The sequence below is a fragment of the Bifidobacterium sp. LH_230 genome (genome assembly GCF_056357555.1).
This window is the reverse complement of the sequence record NZ_JBKEWJ010000003.1, coordinates 44687-68434: the sequence shown is the minus strand read 5'-3', so window position 1 is coordinate 68434 and position 23748 is coordinate 44687. Positions and strand designations below refer to the sequence as shown.

The window sequence follows — 23748 nt, the reverse complement described above, 5'->3', positions numbered from 1 at the left end:
CTTGCGCGATGCTGTGCTGTTGGCGGCACTTGCGTGCCGCAAGTACCCCACCCGTCAGCTTCGCTGCCACCCTCCCCTGAAAGGGGAGGGAAAGACCAGAGGGTTCCCCTTCAGGGGCTTTGCCGTAGAACAGAAGCAGCCCTCGCAATGCTTCCTCCCCTTTTAGGAGAGGGTGTTCAACGCCAGTCTCAAACGCACCGTCATCAGGTCCTTCCCTCCCCTCTTAGGGGAGGGTGGCAGCGAAGCTGACGGGTGGGTACCGCGGCGAAAGCCGCCAACAACACAGATTGCCGGCACAAATAGTGCCGGCAATGCCGATACCGTGATCGGGTGTCGCCCTAGGTGTGCTGGCGACGTTCAGCGCTTGAAGCGGGCGACGCCGGCAATGACGAGCGAGGCGACGGCGGCCTTGACGAGGTCTCCCGCCACGAAGCCCATCGAGGCGAGCGCGACCGTGCCGAACGGCATGCCGGTGATCGCGGACTGGACCGTGAAGCCGAACAGATAATCCAGCACGATGCAGCCGATCACCGCGGCCGCGAAGTAACGGGCCGCGGTCAGCGCGGTGCGCAGAATGCGGCTGGAAGAGTCGGAGACCTCAATGCCGGACGCATGCGCCGCGCCGAGCAGGTCGGCGCTCGCCACCGCACGCCGCACCGAGCCCTTGAGCAACGCGGTCACGATCGCGGCCGGCAGGAAGCCGATCAGGAATCCGGCGCTCGGCCCGACCAGCGCCGCGGTGGACGCGCCGCCCGCGAACACCGGCAGGCCGGCCGCGCCTGCGGCCAGATACAGCGCGATCGCCGCACCGGCCTGACGCCAGGTCATCGTGAGTGCGGCGACCATCACCACGAAGGTCTGCAGCGTGATCGGCACCGGCGTGCCCGGGATCGGGATGCGTCCGGCCATCGTCGCCAGCGCGAGCAGCACGGCGAACACGACCGGCTTGGCGACGGTGCCGATGATCGCGCGGTGGCCGGCGGTGGCCGGCGCGGCGACGGTGGCCGCGGCGGATGATGTGGTTTCGGTGAGATCGGTCATGTGAATTCCCCTTCGTGAGTGTGCCATGCATCATCGCCGTGCCATGTCGGGCGGAGCGGAAGCCGAGTCGGGGGGCTTGCGGAGCTGTCGGCTCTGGAGGATTTCTCCGCTCGCTGCGCTCGGTCGAAATGACAGAGAGGTGATCGTCCCGGTTGAAATGACGGAGGATGGTCACTTGGTCGTCTCGGTCGAACGGCGATCGGTCGCAACGACTGCATAACGGTCCATCATTTGGTCGGAACGGCGAGATAATGGCGTTTTGTTTGATTCAATGCTGACAGAAAACGTATTCCCGTCAACATTGGTTCGATATCGTACGCTTCGATCTGATGGTTACGTTTGTGTAGGCATACAAAACAGTCGTCGTATTTTTGTCGGATCGTCGGTGCCGTCAATACAGGTCACAGGTCTATCTTTTGACGCTATGACTGGAATTGTCAAAAAATTACTGATCGCGAACCGAGGTGAGATCGCCCTGCGCGTCGTGCGCACCGCACGCGAAATGGGCATAGCCACGGTCGCCGTGTACGCGGAGCAGGACCGCGAAGCCCCGTACGTCGACATGGCCGACGAGGCGTACCTGCTGCCCGGCGACACGTACAAGGACACGTATCTCAACGAGGACCTGCTCATCGACGTGCTCCACCGCTCCGGCGCGAACGCGGTGCACCCCGGCTATGGATTCCTCTCCGAAGTCGCCTCGTTCGCCGCCAAGGTCATCCAGGCCGGCGCGATCTGGGTCGGCCCGGCCCCGGAGGCGCTCACCGACCTCGGAGACAAGATCACCGCCCGCCGCGTCGCCACGCGCGCCAAAGTCCCGCCCGTCCCCGGCCTCAACGAATCGGTGTCCGACATCCGCGCGCTCTACGACTTCGCGCACACGCACGGCTATCCGATCATGATGAAACGCACGGACGGCGGCGGCGGACGCGGCATCACCATCGTGCGCAGCGACGACGAACTGCGCGGCTTCTACATGAACCACGACGCGATGCAGGGCGGCGATCTCGACGAATACTTCGTCGAACGGTTCATCGACAAGGGCCGCCATGTAGAAACGCAGTGCGGCCGCGACTCCCACGGCGACTTCGCCGTCTACTCGACGCGCGACTGCAGCGTGCAGCGCCGCAACCAGAAACTCATCGAGGAGGCGCCCGCCCCGTTCCTGCCCGAAGGCGTCCACGAGCAGCTCGAAACCTACTCGCGCCGCCTGTTCGAGGCGGTCGGCTACGTCGGCTTGGGCACCTGCGAGTTCATGCTCACCGACACCGGCAAGGTGTACTTCCTCGAAGTCAACCCGCGCCTGCAGGTCGAGCACACCGTCAGTGAACAGGTGTGCGGGCTGGACCTGGTGCGCGAGCAGATCACGATCGCGGACGGCGGCTCGCTCACCGAGCCTCCCGCGCCGCGCGGGCACAGCTTCGAACTGCGCATCACCTGCGAGGACCCGGCGAAGAACCTCACGCCGAGCTCGGGCACGCTCACCGAGCTGCACTGGCCGTCCGGCCCCGGCATCCGCATCGATTCCGGCGTGGTGGAAGGCGACACGATCTCGCCGAAGTTCGATTCGATGATGGGCAAGCTGGTCGTCACCGCGCAGGACCGCGCGTCGGCCGTCGCTCGCGTTCGTCGCTCGTTGGGGGAGTTGCGAATCGAGGGCGTGCCGACGCCGGTCAGCCTGTTCGAGCAGGTGTTCCGTGACGACGAGTTCACGGCCGAGCACGGGCACGCGTTCGACGTGAGCACGAAGTGGCTGGAACGCAAGTATCTCAACCGCGAGGCGAGCGCGGCGAAGGCCGGTCAGCCGGCGTCGCTGAGCGCGGCGACCGCCGGCCCGGCCAGTGCGGCCGCGCAGGCTGAGGCGAAGCCGACGCCGACCGAGACGTTCGTGATCGAGATGAACGACAAGCGCATGAAACTGACCGTGCCGCTCGACATCGTCGAGAACATCACCGGTTCGGCGCGCGCCCGCGGAGCCCAGCGGCCGACGCAGCCGTTGCGCGGTGCCGGACTGCACCGTACGGAATCCGCGCAGCAGAAGACCGCCGACCGGCCGGGCGTGATCTCCGCGCCGATGCAGGCGGTCGTCACGCGCATCAACGTGGCCGAAGGTCAGCATGTCGCCAAGGGCGATCTGCTCGTCGTGCTCGAGTCGATGAAGATGGAGAACTACGTGTACGCGCCGGCCGCCGGCACGGTCACGAAGATCTTCGTCGGACCGGCGACCGGCGTGGAGGCGGGGGAGACGCTGGTGACGCTGGACGTGGACGGTGCGAAATCGGGGAAGGGGAAGCAAGATCTCTCCACTCCGCTTCGCTCCGGTCGAGATGACAGGGATGGGGCTGATTCCGGTCGGAACGACGAATCCGCGGACAGTGTCGAAGTGAAGTCCGATACGCAACGGAAGGGGGATGCGCAATGACCGACATCATGCAGTCGCCGGCCGTGAAACAGTACATGAAACAGACTGCTGCAACGGTTACGAACGATGGCGCGAATGCGCACGTTGGCAGTACGGTCGCCGGTGCCGCGGCGAATGGTACTGGCAGCTCGGCGAGTGTGCCCGACGGCGACCATCAGCCGATCCGCGCGGCCGTCGCCCGCGCCGCCGAACTCGCGCGCGACGCCGAAGCGCACGCCCGCGAGCGCCAGCACGTCAAAGGCAAGAACACGGCCCGCGAACGGCTCGATCTGCTGCTCGACACCGGCAGTTTCGAGGAGATCGGCCGCTTCGCCGGCGGCGACATCAACGGCGGCAAGGCAGGCGCGGCCGTCATCACCGGTTTCGGCGACGTGTACGGCCGCAAGATCGCCGTCTACGCGCAGGACTTCTCGGTGCGCGGCGGCACGCTGGGCCGTGCGGAAGGCGAGAAGATCTGCCGGCTCATGGACAAGGCGCTCGAACTGAAGGTGCCGATCGTCGCGCTCATCGACTCCGGCGGCGCACGCATCCAGGAAGGCGTCGCGGCGTTGACCGAATACGGCCACATCTTCCGCCGCACCTGCAAGGCGAGCGGTTTCGTGCCGCAGATCTCCATCATCCTCGGTCCCTGCGCGGGCGGTGCGGTCTACTGTCCGGCCCTGACGGACCTGATCATCATGACCCGCGAACATTCGAACATGTTCGTCACCGGACCGGACGTGGTCAAGGCCGCGACCGGCGAGGTCATCAGCATGGACGATCTCGGCGGCGGCCTCGTGCACAACCGCGTCTCCGGCGTCGCGCACTATCTGGGCGAGGACGAGGCGGACGCGATCGACTACGCGCGCACCGTGCTCGCCTACCTGCCGTCGAGTTCCGACAGCCAGCCGCCGACGTACGCATACGCGGTCACCCGAGCCGAACGCGAGACCGCACAACGGTTGGCGACGATCGTGCCCGACAACGACCGGCAGCCGTACGACATGCTCGACGTGATCCGCTGCATCGTCGACTACGGCGAGTTCGTGCAGGTGCAGGAACTGTTCGCCGGCTCCGCGGTCGTCGGATTCGCATGCATCGAAGGACACCCGGTCGGCGTGGTCGCGAACCAGCCGAACGTGAACGCGGGCATCCTCGACGTCGACTCGTCCGAGAAGGTGGCGCGGTTCGTGCGGCTGTGCGACGCGTTCAACCTGCCGGTCATTACGCTCGTGGACACGCCCGGATACAAGCCGGGCGCCGAACAGGAGCATGCGGGCATCATCCGGCGCGGCGCGAAGGTGATCTACGCGTACGGCAACGCGCAGGTGCCGATGGTCACGGTCGTGTTGCGCAAGGCGTTCGGCGGCGCGTACATCGTGATGGGGTCCAAGGCGATCGGCGCGGACATGAACTTCGCGTGGCCGAGCTCGCAGATCGCGGTGCTCGGCGCGACCGGTGCGGTCAACATCATCCACCGCAAGGACCTGCAGAAGGCGAAGGAGTCCGGCCGCGACGTGGACGCGTTGCGCGCGCAGCTCGTCGCCGACTACCAGCGGACGACCGTCAACGCGAACCTGTCGCTCGAAACCGGGCAGATCGACGCGATGATCGACCCCGAACAGACACGACAGGCGATCGCCGAATCGCTGCGACTGCTCGCCGGCAAACGACGGGTACGGTCGACGGGTAAGCATCATGGGAATCAGCCGCTCTAATGGAATCGGCCTTCGGCCGATGCTGTGTTGGCGGCGTCGCTCGCGCGACGCGGACGCTCCCTCAGTCAGCTTCGCTGACAGCTCCCTCAACCGAGGGAGCCAAGGCTCCGCCAGTTTTCTAGCGAACGCGAACTGCCTGAGATCGCGCTCTGCTGACTCGCCTGTCAGCTCGCACATTGCCTACAAACAGCTCTGCTGTTTGCTTCACGGCAATGTCCTAGCCGAGGGAGCCGAGAATAAGCGCGCGTCAGTTTAAGTCCGACAAAGTACTAGCCGGGGAGCCAGCAAGGCGTGTCTCATGATCACGATACGAAGCTGGCGGAGCCTCGGCTCCCTCGGTTGAGGGAGCTGTCAGCGAAGCTGACTGAGGGAGCGTCCGCGGCCGCAAGGCCGCTAGCAACACCGCATCGCGCAAAGCGCGATCCCACTGCCACAGCGCGAGTTCATTCCAAAAACCACTTCACGCATCCAATACTTCGACCATCAACCCACACAAAGGAACACCAATGACCACATTCTTTCTGAACAAGCTGGCGGGCGAGCCGCATGCGCTCGCGTTCGCCGGGCAGTCGACGCCGTGGACCACGGCGCTGAGCGAGCAGACCGTCGACCCGACGCTGGCCACCGCGCTGCACGACCATGCGGCCGTCGCCGACGCGATGCTCGCGCCGGTCGCCGCCGACCTGCTCGCCACCACCGGCCGTACGCTCGACGTGTTCGCGACCGCCGCGGCGAACGCCAATGCGGCCAAGCTTGGCGCCGCCGCAGACGCGGCCGTCTCCGTGCCCGGCATCGCGCTCAGCCAACTCGGCGCGATCATCGACGCGGCCGCGCTCGGCTACGACGCCGCCACCGCCAAGCCGCTCGCCGTGCTCGGCCATTCGCAGGGCATTCTCGCCGTGCACATGGTCCGCGCGATCCGCGAAGCCGGTTCGATCGACGCGGCCGCGGCCGATATCGACGAGATCCTCGCCATCGCCAAGCTCATCGGCATCGCCGGCACGCGCCGCGCCCGCGAACTCGCGCTCGTGCCGCGCCTCGTCACGGCCTCCGATGCCGGTCCGGCCACGCCGATGCTCTCCGTCAAGGACGCGACGCGCGCGCAGGTCGACGCGCTCATCGCCCGCGTCGAACAGAACCCCGCCGTGCGCGGCCCGATCGCCGTGGCCGTCACCAACTCCGCGAACCACGTCGTGCTGTCCGGCTACCCGCAGGACCTCGCCGCGTTCGCGCTCGCCGCCGGCAAGGAACACGCCAAGCAGGCCAAGCTGCGCGCCGACAAGGTGCGCGGCGGCCGCGTGTTCGACCCGACGCTCGAATACCTCGACGTGACGCTGCCGTTCCACAGCCCGCTCATGGCCGACGCGGTCGAACAGACCGTCGCATGGGCGGCCGCGTGTGGGCTGAGCGCCGATCACGCGCGCGAACTTGCCGCCGAAGTGCTGCTCAACCACGTCGACTGGGCCGCGCGTGTAAAGGACGCGCTTGCGGCCACCGATCCGGCGCGTTTGTGGATTGTCGACTTCGGTCCCGGCGCGACCGTGGGCAAGCTCATCACGACCGTCGCACAGGGTACCGGCGTGGGCGTGGTCGAAGCCGGCACCGCCGCCGACCGCGCCGCGCTGTCCACACTGGAGGGCGAACCGGCCCGCACGCAGGACTGGCGAACGTTCGCACCGGTGGTGCTGCGCACGCCGGCCGGTGACAAGGTTCGCACCCGCTTCTCCGAGCTCACCGGCAAGGCACCGGTGCTGCTCGCCGGCATGACCCCGACCACCGTCGACCCCGAGATCGTCGCGGCCGCGGCCAACGCCGGATACTGGGCCGAACTCGCGGGCGGCGGCCAGGTGACCGCCGACGTGTTCGACTGTCACGTCGCCAAGCTCGAGGAACTGCTCGAGGAGGGCCGCACGGTCGAATTCAACGCGATGTTCATGGACCGCTACCTGTGGAACCTGCAATTCGGCGGCACGCGCATCGTGCCGAAGAAGCGCGCGTCCGGCGCGCCGATCGACGGCGTGGTCGTCTCCGCAGGCATCCCCGAACTCGACGAGGCGGTCGCGCTCATCCATGAGCTCAACGCCGACGGCTTCCCGTACGTGTGCTTCAAACCGGGCACCGTCGACCAGATCCGCCAGGTGATCTGCATCGCCAAGGCAGTCGCTCCGGTCAAGATCATCATGGAGGTCGAAGGCGGCCTAGCCGGCGGCCACCACAGCTGGGAGTCGCTCGACGACCTGCTGTTGACCACGTATGCACAAGTGCGCGAACAGAACAACCTCGTGCTCGTCGCCGGCGGCGGCATCGGCACGCCGGAACGCGGCGCCGACTACATCTGTGGCGACTGGGCGCTCGCCTACGGCCGGCCGAAGATGCCGGTGGACGGCGTGCTCGTCGGCACCGCCGCCATGACCGCGAAGGAGGCGCACACCAGCCCGCAGGTCAAGCGCATGCTCGTCGCCACGCCCGGCATCACGGCGGATGACGCGGCCGACGCCGACCCGTTCGCCCCGCTCGGCGAACGCTGGGTACCCAGCGGCAAGGACGTCGGCGGCATGACCTCAGGCCTGAGCCACCTGCACGCCGACATCTACGAGGTCGAGAACTCGTCCGCCGCGTGCGGCCGTCTGCTCGTGCGCGTCATGAAGCACCCCGAGGAACTCGACTCGCGCCGCGACGAGATCATCGCCGCGCTCGACAAGACCGCCAAGCCGTACTTCGGCGATCTCGAAACCATGACGTACCTCGAGTGGGCGCAGCGGTTCGCCGAACTCGCGTTCCCGTGGGTCGACCCGACGTACGCCGACCGCTTCCTGCACCTGCTGCAGCGCATCGAGGCGCGCGTGAGCGATGTCGACCACGGTGAGATCACGTCGCTGTTCGCCTCCCGCACGGACGTCGAATCCGACCCGGACGCCGCGATCGCGAAGCTCGCCGCTGCGTATCCGCAGGCCCGCACGCTGACCGTCGTGCCGGCCGACGCCGCGTGGTTCCCGGTGCTCGTGCGCGAGTACCCGAAGCCGATGCCGTTCGTGCCGGTGATCGACCACGACCTGCTGCGCTGGTGGGGCCAGGATCAGCTCTGGCAGTCCGAAGACGCCCGGTATTCCGCCGATTCGGTACGCGTGATTCCCGGTCCGATCTCGGTGGCCGGCATCACGAGCGTGGACGAGCCGATCGCCGACATCCTCGGCCGGTTCGAATCCGCGATGGTCGACCGCGTGGCCGGCGAGCCGACGGACGGTGACGCTCGCGACGATGCCGATCGGGCTGTGACAGCGTTCGCACAGCTGGGCGGCGCGGACAGCGTCGAGGCATACGTTCGCAAGGCCCCGAACATCTCGTGGGTCGGTCATCTCATGACCAACCCCGCATACGGCACCGAGGTCGGCGATCGCGACTACGAGATCACCGAGGTGGGGGAGCGCGACGGCGCGACCCTGCTGGATCTCGACATCCATCTCGACACGCATTGGGACCGCGATCCGGACGGCGGCCTGTCCAAGCACGCCGTGCGCGACATCGTCATCCCGCTCAACGTGCGCCCGACTGAATCCGGTCTGCTGCCGGTCGTCGACCGCGAACGTTTGCTCAAGCACGTCTACGCGATGCTCGCCGCCACCGCCGGCATCGGCAACACCGCCATTACCGGCGACACGCTCGACGCAATGCCCGAGATCGTCGCCGCCGAAGGCAGAACGTTCGGCGAAGCGCGTGCGCACTACACCCTCTCGGCCAACCTCGGCTTCGACCATGAAGCCGCGACTGCGGGCCAGCTGCCTCAGGACCTCGTCGCCTCGCGCATCGCGCCCGACGCGCTCGTCGGCCCGGCATGGCCGGCGATCTACGCCGCGCTCGGCTCGGTCACGGTCGACGGCTTCCCGATCATCGAAGGACTGCTCAACGCCGTCCATCTCGACCATCTCATCGAACTCGACGTCACCGAATCCGAACTGCTGGGACACGTCGGCGAGACGATCAATCTCACGTCGTGGGCCGAGCCGTACGCCGAATCGTCGTCCGGCCGTGTCGTGACCATCCACGTCATCCACACCGCCGCCGACGGCACTGTGCTCGCGCGCGAAACCGAACGGTTCGCGATCCGCGGCCGCGCGTACTCCGACGCGCTGCCGACCCCGGCTCCCGACAACGGCGACTGGCTGGCGTCGCACGACGCCGAGATCGCGCCGACGCCTCGCAGGGTGCTGCGCCGCGTCACCGTCACCGCGCCGAGCGACATGACCGCGTTCGCCCGCACCTCCGGCGACTTCAACCCGATCCACACCTCCGTGCGCGGAGCACGCATCTCCGGCCTCAAGGCTCCGCTCGTGCACGGCATGTGGCTGTCCGCCGTCGCCCAACACGTCGCGCAGGCGACCGATACCAAGGGCGCGCACTACGAGATCGCCGGCTGGACCTACAACATGTACGGCATGGTGCAGCTGGGCGACCGCGTCGAAATCACCGTCGAACGCGTCGGCAAGGTGCGCCACGGCGGCCTCGCGCTCGAAGTCACCTGCAAGATCGACGGTGCACTTGTTTCACGTGGAACCGCCGTGACCCGCGCGCCGATCAGCGCGTTCGTCTACCCCGGCCAGGGCATCCAGAAGCAGGGCATGGTGCTCGATGAGCGCGCCAAGTCCGCCGCCGCCCGCGACGTGTGGGAGCGCGCCGACAGGCTCACCCGATCCAAGCTCGGGTTCTCGATCCTCGGCCTCGTGCGCGACAATCCGAAGGAACTCACCGCCAACGGCGTCACCTACCGTCACCCCGACGGACTGCTCAACCTCACGCAGTTCACGCAGGTCGCGCTCGCGACCGTCGCGTTCGCCCAGACTGCACGTCTGCGCGAGGCCGGCGCGGACATCTGGCCGTCGTACTTCGCCGGCCACTCGCTCGGCGAATACAATGCGTTGAGCTCGTTCGCCGGCGTCATTCCGCTCGAGACCGTGCTTGAACTCGTGTTCCACCGCGGCTCGACCATGCACCACCTGATCGACCGCGACGCGCAGGGCCGTTCGAACTACCGTATGGGCGCGCTGCGTCCGAACCAGTTCGGCGTGGGCGACGACGGCGTGCGCGAGTACGTCGAGTCGGTCGCCAAGGCGAGCGGCGAATTCCTCGAGATCGTCAACTACAACCTCGCCGGTCAGCAGTACGCGATCGCCGGCACCATCGCCGGACTCAAGGCGCTGCAGGCCGACGCCAGCCGACGCGCGAAGGAATACGGCGGCAAGCCGCCGTTCATGCTCGTGCCCGGCATCGACGTGCCGTTCCACTCCACGCTGCTGCGCAAGGGCGTGCCGGAGTTCCGTGACAAGCTCGACGCGCTGCTGCCCGCCTACATCGACTACCGCGGACGCCTGGTCGGCCGCTACATTCCGAACCTCGTGGCCGTGCCGTTCGACATGACCCGCGAGTTCGCGGCGAAGATCCTCGAGGTCGTGCCGTCGGAGCGCATCAAGGCCGCGCTGGACGATCCGGCCGTGTGGGACTCCTACGCGGCGGACGACCAGAAGCTCGGCCGGCTGCTGCTCACCGAACTGCTCAGCTGGCAGTTCGCCTCGCCGGTGCGCTGGATCGAAACGCAGGCGCTGATGTTCTCCGACCGTGCGGCCGGCGGACTCGGCGTGGAGGAGTATGTCGAGGTCGGACTCGGCAATGCGCCGACGCTCGCCAACCTCGGTACGAAGACGCTGCGACTGCCGCAGTTCGCCGACCGAGCGGTCGCCGTGTACAACGTCGGCCGTGACGAGGGACGCGTGTATATGACCGACACGGACTCGCTGGCACCGGAGACCGCGGATGATGCCGCCATCTCTGCGCCCCCTGTTCAGGGGGAGCTGTCGGCAAAGCCGACTGAGGGGGTGCAAGCGGCGCAAGCCGCCAACAACAACGCGACCGAAGGTCGATCCTCTTCCGCCGTCGCAGTTTCGTCGAGCGCTTCAGCTTCTACGCTCCCTCAGTCTGCTGCGCAGACAGCTCCCTCAGCCGAGGGAGCCAAGGCATCCTCCAGCGCTGTGGCACAGCTCGGCTCTACGCCGGCCGGCCCGGTCTCTGACCTGCCGTTCCACGCATCCGACGCGATCGGCGTGCTCATGGCGTACTCCGCCAAGGTGCGTCTCGACCAGATCGGCGCATCCGACACCACCGACACACTCACCAACGGCGTATCCTCCCGTCGTAACCAGCTGCTCATGGACATCAGCTCCGAACTCGGCGTGGCCAGCGTCGACGGCGCGGCCGAGGCGACGCTCACGCAGCTCGCGCAGATCGTCAACAAGGCCGCCCCGAACTACAAGCCGTTCGGCGCGGTGCTCTCCGACATCATCCGCGACCGTCTGCGCTCGCTGTTCGGCGCGGCCGGCGTCAAGCCGTCGCACATCCGCGACCGCGTGACCGGCGTGTGGCAGCTTGGCGAAGGCTGGGTGGCCGCGACCACCGCGGCGCTGCTGCTCGACACCCGCGAGGGTGCCAGCTCCCGCGGCGGCGATCTTGCGAAGCTGCCGACCGGTGCCGTCGCGAACGCGGCGGCCGCCGATCAGCTCATCGATGACGCGGTCGCACTGGTCGGCCAGACCAAGGGCGTGGCCGTCTCCAAGCCGTCCGACGGCGGTGCGGCAGGTGGTGCGGTGGTCGATTCCGCCGCGCTCGACGCGTTCGCCGCGAAGGTGACCGGCGAGAACGGCGTGCTCGCCACCGCCGCTCGTACCGTGCTGAGCCAACTCGGCATCAGCGCGCCGGCCGTCGACTTCGACGCCGACGAGGCCGCCCGCAACGCGGCCGTGGTCGCGACCGTCACCGTCGAACTCGGCTCCGACTGGCCGCAACAGGTGAGCCCACGGTTCGACCAGAACAAGGCGATCCTGTTCGACGACCGCTGGGCGTCCGCCCGCGAGGACCTCGCCCGCGCGTTCTACGACAACAACCCGGCGCTGCTCACCGGCAGCTTCCGCGGTCTCGGCAAGGCGATCGCCGATGAGGCCCGCTGGTTCGCGTCTCAGGCAGACCTGCTCCCCCTCGTTGCGGGGGAGCTGTCGACGCAGTCGACTGAGGGGGTAGATACCCGGTCCGCCCTCAAGGCCGCGTTCGAGCACATCGCAGCCGAAGCCGTGCAGTCCACATCCGACGATCCGGCCGCATCCCGCTTCGCAAACGACATCGCCGTGGTCACCGGCGTCGCCCTGAACTCGATCGCGGCGCAGGTCGTCGCCGGACTCCTCGCCGGCGGCGCGACCGTCATCGCCACGTCGCACAGCTTCAAGCCGTCCGTCAAGGTGTGGGCGAAGCAGACGTACCGCACTCATGCAACTGGTGACGCGAAGCTCTGGCTCGTCCCCGCGAACCTGTCCAGCTACCGCGACGTCGACGCGCTCGTCGACTGGATCGGCAACGAACAGAAGAAGACGAGCGGTGCGACCACCACGGTCCTGAAGCCCGCATACGAGCCGACTCTGTTCTTCCCGTTCGCCGCACCGCCGGTGCACGGCACGATGGCCGACTCCGGAGAACTGTTCGAATCGCAGGCGCGCCTCATGCTGTGGGGCGTCGAACGCGCGATCGCCGGACTCGCGAAGATCGGCGCGGACACTGACGTGCAGCACAAGATGCACGTCGTGCTGCCCGGCTCGCCCAACCGCGGCGTGTTCGGCGGCGACGGCGCATACGGCGAGGTCAAGTCCGCGTTCGACGCGATCGTGCGTCGTGCGCACGCCGAACGTGTGTGGTCCGATCGCGTGACGTTCGCCCATCCGAAGATCGGCTGGGTGCGCGGCACCGGACTGATGGGCGGCAACGATCCGCTCGTCGCCGTCGTCGAACGTCACGGCATCCGCACGTATTCGACCGCGGAGATCGCAACGAAACTGCTCGACCTGTGCACCGCGGAATCGCGCGCGGCCGCGGCCGTCGCGCCGCTCGACGTCGACCTGACCGGCGGACTCGGCAACGAGCCGATCGACATCCGCGCGCTGCGCGCCGAAGCCGAGGCGGACGCGGAATCCGACAATGTCATTTCGAGCGAGCGCAGCGAGTCGAGAAATCTTCAATCGAACGGTGACGAAAGATCTCTCGACTCCGGCTTCGCCTCCTCTCGAGATGACAAGAATGCGCCGGCCATCGGAGCCACGCTCAAAGCGCTGCCCACGCCGAACGTCCCCGCGCAGCCGGCCGTCAACCTGACCGACTGGTCGACCGTCACCGCGCGGCCGGAAGACGAGGTCGTGATCGTTTCCATCGGCGAACTCGGCCCGTGGGGCTCCGGACGCACCCGCGCCGAAGCCGAACTCGGCATCCATGCCGACGGTACCGTCGACCTGTCCGCCGGTGCGGTGCTCGAACTCGCGTGGAACATGGGCCTGCTCACGTGGCAGGACAGCCCGAAGCCCGGCTGGTACGACACCGACGGCAACCTCGTGCCCGAGGAGGACATCCACGACCGCTATCACGACGAGGTCGTGGCGCGCTCCGGAATCCGCCCGTTCGAGGACGGCATGGGCGACGACTACCGTTCGACCGACGGCGGTCGCCACGGCGACGACGAAGAGGAGACCGAGGTCTACCTCGACCACGACGTCACCTTCTCGGTGCCGACCGAGGACGCCGCGCGCGAATACGTCGCGCTCGACCCAGACCACACGACCATCGCCCGTGACGGCGAATCCGGCGAGTGGAACGTGACCCGCCACGCCGGCTCGATGATCCGCGTGCCGCGTCGCGCCACCATGACCCGTACCGTCGGCGGCCAGTTCCCGACCGGCTTCGATCCGGTCAAGTGGGGCATCCCCGCCTCGATGGTCGGCGACGTCGACAAGATCGCGCTGTGGAACATCGTCACCACCGTGGACGCCTACCTGTCCGCCGGGTTCACGCCGGTCGAGATCCTGCAGGCCATCCACCCGTCGATGGTGGCGAGCACGCAGGGCACCGGCTTCGGCGGCATGATGTCGATGCGCAAGCTGTACCTCGACCGCTTCCTCAACCACGAGATCCCGACCGACATCCTGCAGGAGGCGCTGCCGAACGTCGTCGCCGCGCACGTCATGCAGTCGTACATCGGCGGCTACGGCAGCATGATCCAGCCCGTCTCCGCATGCGCCACCGCCGCGGTGTCGCTCGAGGAGGGCTTCGACAAGATCAAGCTCGGCAAGGTCGACTTCGTGGTCACCGGCGCGATCGACGACATCGGCGTGGAATCCGTGATCGGATTCGGCAACATGAACGCCACCGCGAACTCCGCTGAAATGTACGGCAAGGGCATCGACGCGCGGTTCTTCTCCCGTGCGAATGACCGTCGCCGCGGCGGCTTCGTCGAATCGCAGGGCGGCGGCACGATCCTGCTCATGCGCGGCGACATCGCGGCGCGGCTCGGTTTGCCGGTCGCGGGCGTCGTCGGCTACGTGCATTCGTTCGCGGACGGTGCGCACACGTCGATCCCGGCTCCCGGACTCGGCGCGCTCGCGGCCGGTCGCGGCGGCCGTGATTCGCAGCTCGTGCGCGATCTGGCTGCGCTCGGCGTGGCTCCGGATGATATCGCCGTGGTCTCCAAGCACGACACGTCCACCAACGCGAACGACCCGAACGAATCCGAACTGCACAACACGCTGACGCACGCGATCGGCCGCACCGACGGCAACCCGCTGTTCGTCATCTCGCAGAAGTCGCTCACCGGTCACGCGAAGGGCGGTGCGTGCGTGTTCCAGATCAACGGACTGACGCAGCTGTTCCGCACGGGCGTGATTCCGGCGAACGCGGCGCTCGACTGCGTGGACCCGAAGCTGATGCGGGATGATCACATGGTGTGGCTGCGGTCGCCGCTTGCGATCGGTGCGGGTTCGGCGGGTTCGGCTGCTGCTGGGCGCACGATCAAGGCCGGATTGGCGACGTCGCTGGGATTCGGACATGTGTCCGGATTCGTGGCGATCGTGAACCCGGGCGCGTTCGAGGCTGCCGTTGCGAAGACCGACGGCGAGGATGCGCTCGATGCGTGGCGGACTCGTGCGAACGCGCGACTGGTCGCCGGCCAGCGTCGCCTCGAGGAAGGCATGATGGGCCATGCTGCTTTGTACGAGCCGATCGAGGAGCGCCGTTTCCGCAAGGACGGCACGCGTCTGCCCGACGGCACGCGCTACGACGCCCACGAGGTCGAAAAGGCCATGCTGCTGGACCCTGATGCCCGTCTCGGTGCCTCCGGCTTCTTCGAAGCCTGATTCACCTCGACGGATCGTCAGGTTCCCTTCGCGGGCGCCTGTGGCGCGCCCGCTCACTTCGCCTACGGGAAGTCCACCGGACTTCCCGCTTGACGGCTCAGTCTGATGCCCGTCTCGGCGGGTCCGGCTTCTTTGAAGCCTGACCTGCCTCCTAGCGGGGTGCGTTACCGGACTATTCGGCGATCTGCCCCGCCAAGAGAGGGTTTGGCGGGGCAAGTTCCTGCTGTCGTAAGGATGTTGCCCCGCTGGGGGTATCCTCAGCGGGGCGAATCGCCGATATATTAGGTGACTGGCCTCGCCGGGATGGTCTCAGCGGGGCAAGGCCCTGATAATATCCCTGATTTGCTCCGCTGAGGGGTGTCCTAGCGGGGCAAAGCCATGACTGCTTCAGCGATTGGCTCTGCTGAGAGAGTTTGGTGGGGCAAGTTCCTGAGGATTCGAGGGAGTTGCCCCGCTGAGAAATGTCCTAGCGGGGCAAAACCATGATCATATATGTGATTTGCCCCGCTGAGCGGTGGCTAAACGGGGCAAGTCGCCTGATTCCTCGGTGTTTTGCCCCGCTGCGGGCAGCTCCGCAGGGCATGTTGCCGGTCTGTTCCGTGATTTGCTCCGCTCAGAGAGGCTCTGTCGGGGCAAATCGCTGAACTGTTCCGAGGTTCGCCCCGCAGGGCGTATGGGATAAGAAAGGACTCCTCATGGTGCTTGGCCTCGGTCACGACGTGGTGGACGTAGTCGCCTTCGCGGCGCAACTGGCCGAACCCGGCTCGCGGATGCAGGCCCTGTTCTCCGCCCGTGAACTGCGTCAGGCCGCGGCCCGCGCCCAAGCCAAGCACGACGGGGAAGCGGTGCATCTGGCCGCCAAATGGGCCGGCAAGGAGTCGGTGCTCAAGGCGTGGTGCGAGGCACTGGGGGAGCACCCATACCCGTTCACGCTGGACGACTTCCCGTGGCGCGAGATCGAGATCCTCGACGACTCGCGCGGTGTCCCGCACGTTGTATTCTCCGATCGGCTGATGCAATCGTTCATCGACTCAATCTCGGAAACAATCAGTAATGCGAGTGATCTCGATACAGCATCAGGATCACTCGCTGATTGCTCGCGTTCAGTTTCCACCGAGTCCGGTGACCGGGGAATCATCGCGCAATCAGACGATCAAACCGCTTCCGTCAGCTCGCCTACGATCCGGTTACAGCTTGCGCGTCGACGGTCCGATCTGCACTGGCACATCTCCCTGTCCCATGACGGTCCCATCGCATCCGCCGTCACGATCCTTGACTGACTGTGAATCCTTGGCCGATTCCACGGACATCCATTGCTCACCCGAACATCACGCAAGAGAGTCTGCTCGCGTGATGTTTTTGCTAGCGTTAGTCGGTTGCTAGCAGAGATATCACGCAACGGAGTTTGCTGGCGTGATATTCGGGATAGTACATGGACGATGCTCGCTCGGACGTCACGCAAGTAGGTTGATTTGCGTGACGTTGCTGTCAGTAGAGGGCCATTGCTATCCCGAACATCACGCAAATGATCTTGCTTGCGTGATGTTGCTGCTAGTATCGGTCGGCTGCTAGCAGAAATATCACGCAAGTCGGGGAGAATCCGGCTACGGGGCGCGTAGTGAACTGGTCTCGATGGGCGTGTGCCGAACCGGCATGTCGAACCGGCATATCGAACCGACCGTAAAACTGACGTGTGCCGAACCGGCACCGAACTGACGTGTGCTGAACCGTCCGCAATCAGCCGCAAACCGGCGCGTGTCGAATCGGTTCGATGTCGAACCGGTTTGACATAATCGACCACGAGCACAGCACAGGACTGGAACCCCTGATCGCGGAGCCGGTCCACCGTTAGGAACGAGGGAGTTTCATCATGACCGCAACTGCGAAAACCACCGCCACGAAGCACGCCGCCCCCGACGCCATCTTCCAGGTCCGCTTCGATCGCCACCGCGACGAACTCGAGCGCCTCTTCATGAGCCTGTACGACAACGCCGACGCCTTCAACGAACTCGTCACCGCCATGACCGACGCGGCCGCCGCCCGCCCGAAGGACCTGCGCGAGCTGGACGTCAAGCGCGAGGAAGACCCCGAATGGTACAAGCGCGGCGACATGTTCGGCATGACCATGTACACCGACCTGTTCGCCGGCGACCTCAAGAAGCTCGCTAACAAGATCGACTATCTCAAGGAACAGAAGCTCACCTACCTGCACCTCATGCCGCTGCTGCAGATGCCGCACCCGAACAACGACGGCGGCTACGCGGTCGAGGACTTCGACAACGTCGACCCGGCCCTCGGCACCAACGAGGACCTCGCGAACCTCACCAAGAAGCTGCGCAAGGCCGGCATCAGCCTGTGCCTCGACTTCGTGATGAACCACACCGCGTCCACGCACCGCTGGGCCAAGGCCGCGCAGGCCGGCGATCCGGAGTACCAGGACTACTACTTCTGCTACGACGACCGCACCATCCCCGACCAGTACGACGCCGTCGTGCCGCAGGTCTTCCCCGGCTCCGCGCCCGGCAACTTCACGTGGAACGAGCAGATGCACAAGTGGGTCATGACCCAGTTCTACCCGTTCCAGTGGGACCTCAACTACCGTAACCCGAAGGTGCTCGTCGCGATGATGTCGTCCGTCATGCACCTCGCCAACCTTGGCGTCGAGGTGTTCCGCATCGACGCGGTGCCCTACATCTGGAAGGAATTCGGCACCAACTGCCGTAACCTGCCCACCGTGCACACCATCGTGCGCATCCTGCGCATCATCCTCGAATGCGTGTGCCCGGCCGTCGTGCTTAAGGGCGAGGTCGTCATGGCCCCGAAGGAGCTCGCCGCGTACTTCGGTACGCCGGAGGCCCCCGAGTGCCACATGCTGTACAACGTGTCGATCATGGTGAACCTGTGGAGCGCGCTCGCCAGCCAGGACACGCGTCTGCTCAAGGCGCAGATCGACAAGCTCAACGCGCTGCCGGAGAACTGCTGGTTCGTCAACTACCTGCGCTGCCACGACGACATCGGCTGGGGCCTCGACGAGGACGTGGAGAAGGAGCTCGGCATCGATCCGCTCAAGCACAAGGAGTTCCTGTACCACTTCTACGAGGGCGCTGTCCCGGGCAGCTGGTCGATGGGCGAGCTGTACAACTACGACGAGGCGACCCGCGACGCCCGCAGCTGCGGCACCACCGCGAGCCTGTGCGGCATCGAGAAGGCGATCATCACGCACGACAAGCCGTCGCTGGAGCGCGGCGTGGAGCGCGACCTGCTCATGCACCGTGCGATGGCGTTCCTGCGCGGCTTCCCGATGCTCAACTGCGGTGACGAGATCGCTCAGCTCAACGGCTGGGATTACAAGGACGATCCGGATCGCATCGAGGACAGCCGCAACCTGCACCGCAGCAAGTTCGATTGGGACAAGGCCGCGCTGCGCAACACGCCCGGCACGCTGCAGAACGAACTGTGGGAAGGCATGGAGAGCCTGCGCGAGATGCGAGACGATCCGTGCTTCGCGCCGGACGCGTGGGTGTCGACCTGGGATACGTTCAACGACGCGGTGCTTGCGGTTGTGCGCAAGGTGGACGGCGACGAGAAGACCGGCGAGGATGAGCGCGTGATCGTCGGCCTGTTCAACTTCTCCGGATACCCGCAGCACGTGCACCTCAACGGCTCGGCCTCGATCATGAACTCGATGGAAGCCGACCTCGAGCCGTACGAAGCCAAGATCGTCGTGCGATAGCTGATGTCGCCCGGTCGAGTTGCCACATGTGGCGATTTGTGTATAATGGCACAAGTCGCCACAAGCGGCACGCGGATGTAGCTCAATGGTAGAGCCTCAGTCTTCCAAACTGATTACGCGGGTTCGATTCCCGTCATCCGCTCCACGTAAAGGCCGGAAACCTCAGCATCGCAAAGGTTTCCGGCCTTTGTCATACTTGCGCTGCAGCCGGCCCACCGTATCATCCCGGCGTCTGATCGCGGCTGGGCGGAGCGCCGCGTACAGTAGTCATGCAGAACGCAAGCAGGACGAAACCCAACGCAAAGGCGGTCGCATGGCAGTGAGATCGACGCAGGATCCAGTCGACGAGGCAACCGAAGACGCACAGCCGGGTGTCGCGAGCCGGATCGTCGCGCGCGGGCATGCATCCGCCGAGCCGAACGAGGCAACCGAGATCGTCGATGGCAAGGTCGAGGAAGTCAGCGTCTCCCGTCATCCCACGCCGTCCATCCCCGTCTCCGACCTCTCGCTTGCGGACATCGAACGCCGACGCTCGCACCCCGCGCAGTGGGCCGTGTACGTCACCGCGGTCATGGCCGCGGTCATCGCGCCATACTGGCTCGGCCGCACGCTCGCCGTTCAGCGTACCGACTGGCTGATCGCGCACATGAGCGCGTTCGATCCGCGTGGTCTCGCGTTCCTGTCGTGGACGGTCACGCTGGTCGCGCTGACCGGACTCGGCATGGCGATCGTCGAGTCGCGCACGTGGCTGTGGCGCATCGTATTCGTGATCGGATTGGCCGCCGAACAGTTCGTGGCCGGACTGAGCCTGCTCAAAATCAACTTCTGGTATTCGACGTACGTGGTGTACGGCGATGCGGCTCCGCTTGCGAACGCGACGAACCTCGGCATCATCGCGGCCGGATTCGGCATGGCCGCGTACGCGGTGGTATGGGTCGGGCTGTTGATCGCGATCCGCAAGGAGTCGCCGCTCAACGTGCTCACGCGCAGTTGGGCGTCGTTCATCCTGTTCTTTGCGATTCAGACGGTATCGCTGCTCGTCGTGATGTTCGGCGGACTACTGACGGCCGTGTGACGCCGGTATGGGTGCGTGCATGGCGATTTTCGCTCGCTGAGGCCCGGCATCGAGCGAAACCGCCGCGGGGTGGTCGCTGCGCAAGTCCGCACCGCCACGTACACTATCCCCTTGGCGTGTTTCGCCCGCGGATAGAGAGCGCACCGGCACAGTGCCGGGTGCACCGCGCAGCAACATAAGGAGGATTCCGTGGCACTTACGACGGAAGAAAAGCAGGAAATCATCGCCAAGTACGCTACCCACGAAGGTGACACGGGTTCGCCGGAGGTTCAGGTCGCGCTGCTGAGCAAGCGCATCGCCGACCTGACCGAGCACCTCAAGGAGCACAAGCACGATCACCACTCCCGTCGTGGTCTGCTGCTCATGGTTGGCGACCGTCGTCGTCTGCTTGACTACCTCAAGCGCGTCGACATCAACCGTTACCGCGCCCTGATCGAGAAGCTGGGTCTGCGTCGATAACATACTTTGCGCCCGGGCAATTATTGCTCGGGCGCTTTTGCGTGGTATCGCGCGCGGCATCGCAAGGTGCGATGCGGCCGGCCGGCATGGCCGGATGTGCTGTCTGAGGGTGAAACGCAAAATAGAACTAAGTCTGGAATCTGACAGAGGAACGGCGCGGGAGAGTCCCGCGCACTGAACACGAGAGGACGGACGGCAAGCGTCGGGAGGAAGAGACGCGCGACGGGCCGTCCACGATCGGCAGATAACGTACGCAAGTACGCGCATGGCAGAGGAATGGCTTGGCCGAACGGATCGCAGGAGCGGTTCGACGGTTCGGCAAAAGCAGTAGGTAACTGTAGGAAAATAACAGAAGACAAAAGGAGGAACCCTATGGAGGGTCCCGAAATCAAGGCCGTTGAGGCCGTTATCGACAATGGATCGTTCGGCAAGCGCACGCTGCGCTTCGAGACCGGTCGTCTCGCGCAGCAGGCGGACGGCGCGGTGGCCGCCTACCTCGACGACGATTCGATGATTCTGTCCACCACCACCGCCGGTTCCAGCCCGAAGGAGAACTACGACTTCTTCCCGCTGACCGTCGATGTGGAAGAGAAGATGTACGCCGCGGGCAAGATCCCGGGCTCGTTCTTCCGCCGCGAAGGCCGTCCGTCCAGCGAGGCCATCCTCGCCTGCCGCATCATCGACCGTCCGCTGCGCCCGCTGTTCCCGCACACGCTGCGCAACGAGGTGCAGGTCGTCGAGACCGTCCTCGCCATCAACCCGGATGATGCGTACGACGTCATCGCGCTGAACGCGGCCTCCGCGTCCACCATGATCTCCGGCCTGCCGTTCTCCGGCCCGGTGTCCGGTGTCCGTCTGGCTCTCATTGACGGCCAGTGGGTCGCGTTCCCGCGCTGGAGCGAGCGTGAGCGCGCCGTGTTCGAGATCGTGGTCGCCGGCCGCGTGATCGAGAACGGCGACGTCGCGATCGCCATGATCGAGGCCGGCGCCGGCAAGAACGCCTGGCACCTCATCTACGACGAGGGTCAGACCAAGCCGGACGAGACCGTTGTGGCCCAGGGCCTCGAGGCCGCCAAGCCGTTCATCAAGGTCATCTGCGAGGCGCAGAACGAGCTCAAGGCCAAGGCCGCGAAGGCCACCAAGGAGTTCCCGCTGTTCCCGGAGTACACCGACGAACTGTACAAGCGCATTGACGAGATCGCGCACGAGGACTTGAACGAGGCGCTGTCCATCGCGGAGAAGCTGCCGCGTCAGGACCGCATCCACGAGATCAAGGAACACGTGCGCGAGATCCTCGCCAACGAGTTCACCGACATGGACGACGCCGAGAAGGAGAAGGAACTCGGCAACGCGTTCAAGGAGCTGCAGCGCCAGATCGTGCGCCGCCGCATCCTCACCGAGGACTACCGCATCGACGGCCGCGGCCTCAAGGACATCCGCACCCTGTCGGCCGAGGTCGACATCGTGCCGCGCGTCCACGGCTCCGCCCTCTTCCAGCGCGGCGAAACCCAGATCCTGGGCGTCACCACGCTGAACATGCTCAAGATGGAGCAGCAGATCGACGCATTGAGCGGCCCGCAGACCAAGCGCTACATGCACAACTACGAGATGCCGCCGTACTCCACCGGCGAGACCGGCCGCGTCGGCTCCCCGAAGCGCCGCGAGATCGGCCACGGCGCCCTCGCCGAGAAGGCCATCGTGCCGGTGCTGCCGAGCCGCGAGGAGTTCCCGTACGCGATCCGTCAGGTCTCCGAGGCCATCGGCTCCAACGGCTCCACCTCGATGGGCTCCGTGTGCGCCTCCACCCTGTCCCTGCTCGCCGCGGGCGTCCCGCTGAAGGCCCCGGTCGCGGGCATCGCGATGGGCCTCGTCTCCGGCGACGTGGACGGCCAGCACATCTACAAGACCTTGACCGACATCCTGGGCGCCGAGGACGCGTTCGGCGACATGGACTTCAAGGTCGCCGGCACCTCCGAGTTCATCACCGCGCTGCAGCTCGACACCAAGCTCGACGGCATCCCGGCCGACATCCTCGCCGGCGCCCTCCAGCAGGCGCACGAGGCCCGCACCACGATCCTCGACCTCATCAACGAGTGCATCGACGGCCCGGCCGAGATGAGCGAGTTCGCCCCGCGCATCATCACCACCACCGTCCCGGTCGACAAGATCGGCGAGATCATCGGCCCGAAGGGCAAGAACATCAACCAGATCCAGGAGGACACCGGCGCGGAGATCGCCATCGAGGATGACGGTACCGTGTTCATCTCCTCCGAGGGCGGCGAGGCTGCCGAGAAGGCCAAGGCCATCATCGACCAGATCGCCAACCCGCACGTGCCGCAGGCCGGCGAAACGTACAACGGCAAGGTCGTCAAGACCACGTCGTTCGGCGCGTTCGTGAACCTCACCCCGGGCACCGACGGTCTGCTGCACATCTCGCAGATCCGCAACCTCGCCAACGGCGAGCGCATCGACGCAGTCGAGGACGTGCTCAAGGAAGGCGACACCGTCGAGGTCGTCGTGCAGGGCGTGGATGACCGCGGCAAGATCAGCCTCGCGATCCCGGGCTTCGAGGACCAAGAATCCGGCGCCGGTCGCGGTGGCCGTGGTGGCGATCGCGGCGATCGTGGCGGTGATCGTGACGACCGTCGTCGTGCGCCGCGCCGCGACCGTGACGACCGTCGCTCCGACCGTGACTACGACGACCGTCCGCGCCGCTCGCGCCGCGACGATCACGATGACGATTACGACGACCGTCCGCGCCGTTCGCGTCGTTCCGATCGTGACTACGATGATCGCGATGACCGTCGCGACGACCGCCGCCCGGCTCGCGATGACCGCGACGATCGCGATTACGATGATCGTCCGCGTCGCTCGCGTCGTTCCGATCGTGACTACGACGATCGTGACGACCGCCGTGCCTCCCGTGACGACCGCGATGATCGTCCGCGTCGCTCCTCGCGCCGTGACGACCGCAACCCGCGCTACGCCACCGACGAGAACTACGACGAGTACCGCGCCGACCGCGTCGAGCGCACCGAGCGCCCGCGCCGCCGCGTCCGTCGCGACTTCGATCCGTTCGAGGACTGATCGTCCTCTCAGTGGTTTCAGCTTAG

General features: G+C 66.2%; 9 protein-coding genes and 1 tRNA gene. 9 read left to right on the top strand and 1 reads right to left on the bottom strand.

The genetic code is table 11. The annotated features are described in order from the left end of the window. Window positions 1-357: 357 nt before the first annotated feature. On the bottom strand, window positions 358-1041 hold the full coding sequence (locus tag AC1A0G_RS02255; protein ID WP_476527183.1) for a biotin transporter BioY: 684 nt from the start codon (window positions 1039-1041) through the stop codon (window positions 358-360). A gap of 424 nt (window positions 1042-1465) precedes the next feature. Between AC1A0G_RS02255 and AC1A0G_RS02250 the strand changes: the two genes are divergently transcribed. From AC1A0G_RS02250 to AC1A0G_RS02210, 9 genes are all read left to right on the top strand, one after another. After that, the gene (locus AC1A0G_RS02250; RefSeq protein WP_476527181.1) at window positions 1466-3463 is read left to right on the top strand and encodes an acetyl/propionyl/methylcrotonyl-CoA carboxylase subunit alpha; all 1998 of its coding nucleotides are present in this window, start codon (window positions 1466-1468) and stop codon (window positions 3461-3463) included. Continuing rightward, the gene (locus tag AC1A0G_RS02245) at window positions 3460-5160 is read left to right on the top strand and encodes an acyl-CoA carboxylase subunit beta (protein ID WP_476527180.1); all 1701 of its coding nucleotides are present in this window, start codon (window positions 3460-3462) and stop codon (window positions 5158-5160) included. Before AC1A0G_RS02250 ends, AC1A0G_RS02245 begins: the two co-directional genes overlap by 4 nt. Window positions 5161-5666: 506 nt before the next feature. Further along, complete coding sequence (locus tag AC1A0G_RS02240; RefSeq protein ID WP_476527178.1) at window positions 5667-15368, top strand: fatty acid synthase subunit beta domain-containing protein; 9702 nt, start codon at window positions 5667-5669, stop codon at window positions 15366-15368. A gap of 695 nt (window positions 15369-16063) precedes the next feature. After that, window positions 16064-16648, top strand: a complete 585-nt coding sequence (locus AC1A0G_RS02235) for a holo-ACP synthase (protein WP_476527177.1) — start codon at window positions 16064-16066, stop codon at window positions 16646-16648. Window positions 16649-17238: 590 nt separating this feature from the next. Next, complete coding sequence (locus AC1A0G_RS02230) at window positions 17239-19101, top strand: alpha-amylase family protein (protein WP_476527175.1); 1863 nt, start codon at window positions 17239-17241, stop codon at window positions 19099-19101. A 71-nt stretch (window positions 19102-19172) separates the two neighbouring features. After that, window positions 19173-19246, top strand: a tRNA-Gly gene (locus AC1A0G_RS02225). Window positions 19247-19414: 168 nt separating this feature from the next. Further along, window positions 19415-20176: a hypothetical protein gene (locus AC1A0G_RS02220; RefSeq protein ID WP_476527173.1), complete on the top strand. Its 762-nt coding sequence runs from the start codon at window positions 19415-19417 to the stop codon at window positions 20174-20176. A 189-nt stretch (window positions 20177-20365) separates the two neighbouring features. Continuing rightward, window positions 20366-20635: a 30S ribosomal protein S15 gene (gene rpsO, locus AC1A0G_RS02215; RefSeq protein WP_163230738.1), complete on the top strand. Its 270-nt coding sequence runs from the start codon at window positions 20366-20368 to the stop codon at window positions 20633-20635. 372 nt (window positions 20636-21007) lie between these two features. Beyond that, the gene (locus AC1A0G_RS02210; protein ID WP_476527171.1) at window positions 21008-23722 is read left to right on the top strand and encodes a polyribonucleotide nucleotidyltransferase; all 2715 of its coding nucleotides are present in this window, start codon (window positions 21008-21010) and stop codon (window positions 23720-23722) included. Window positions 23723-23748 lie beyond the last annotated feature (26 nt).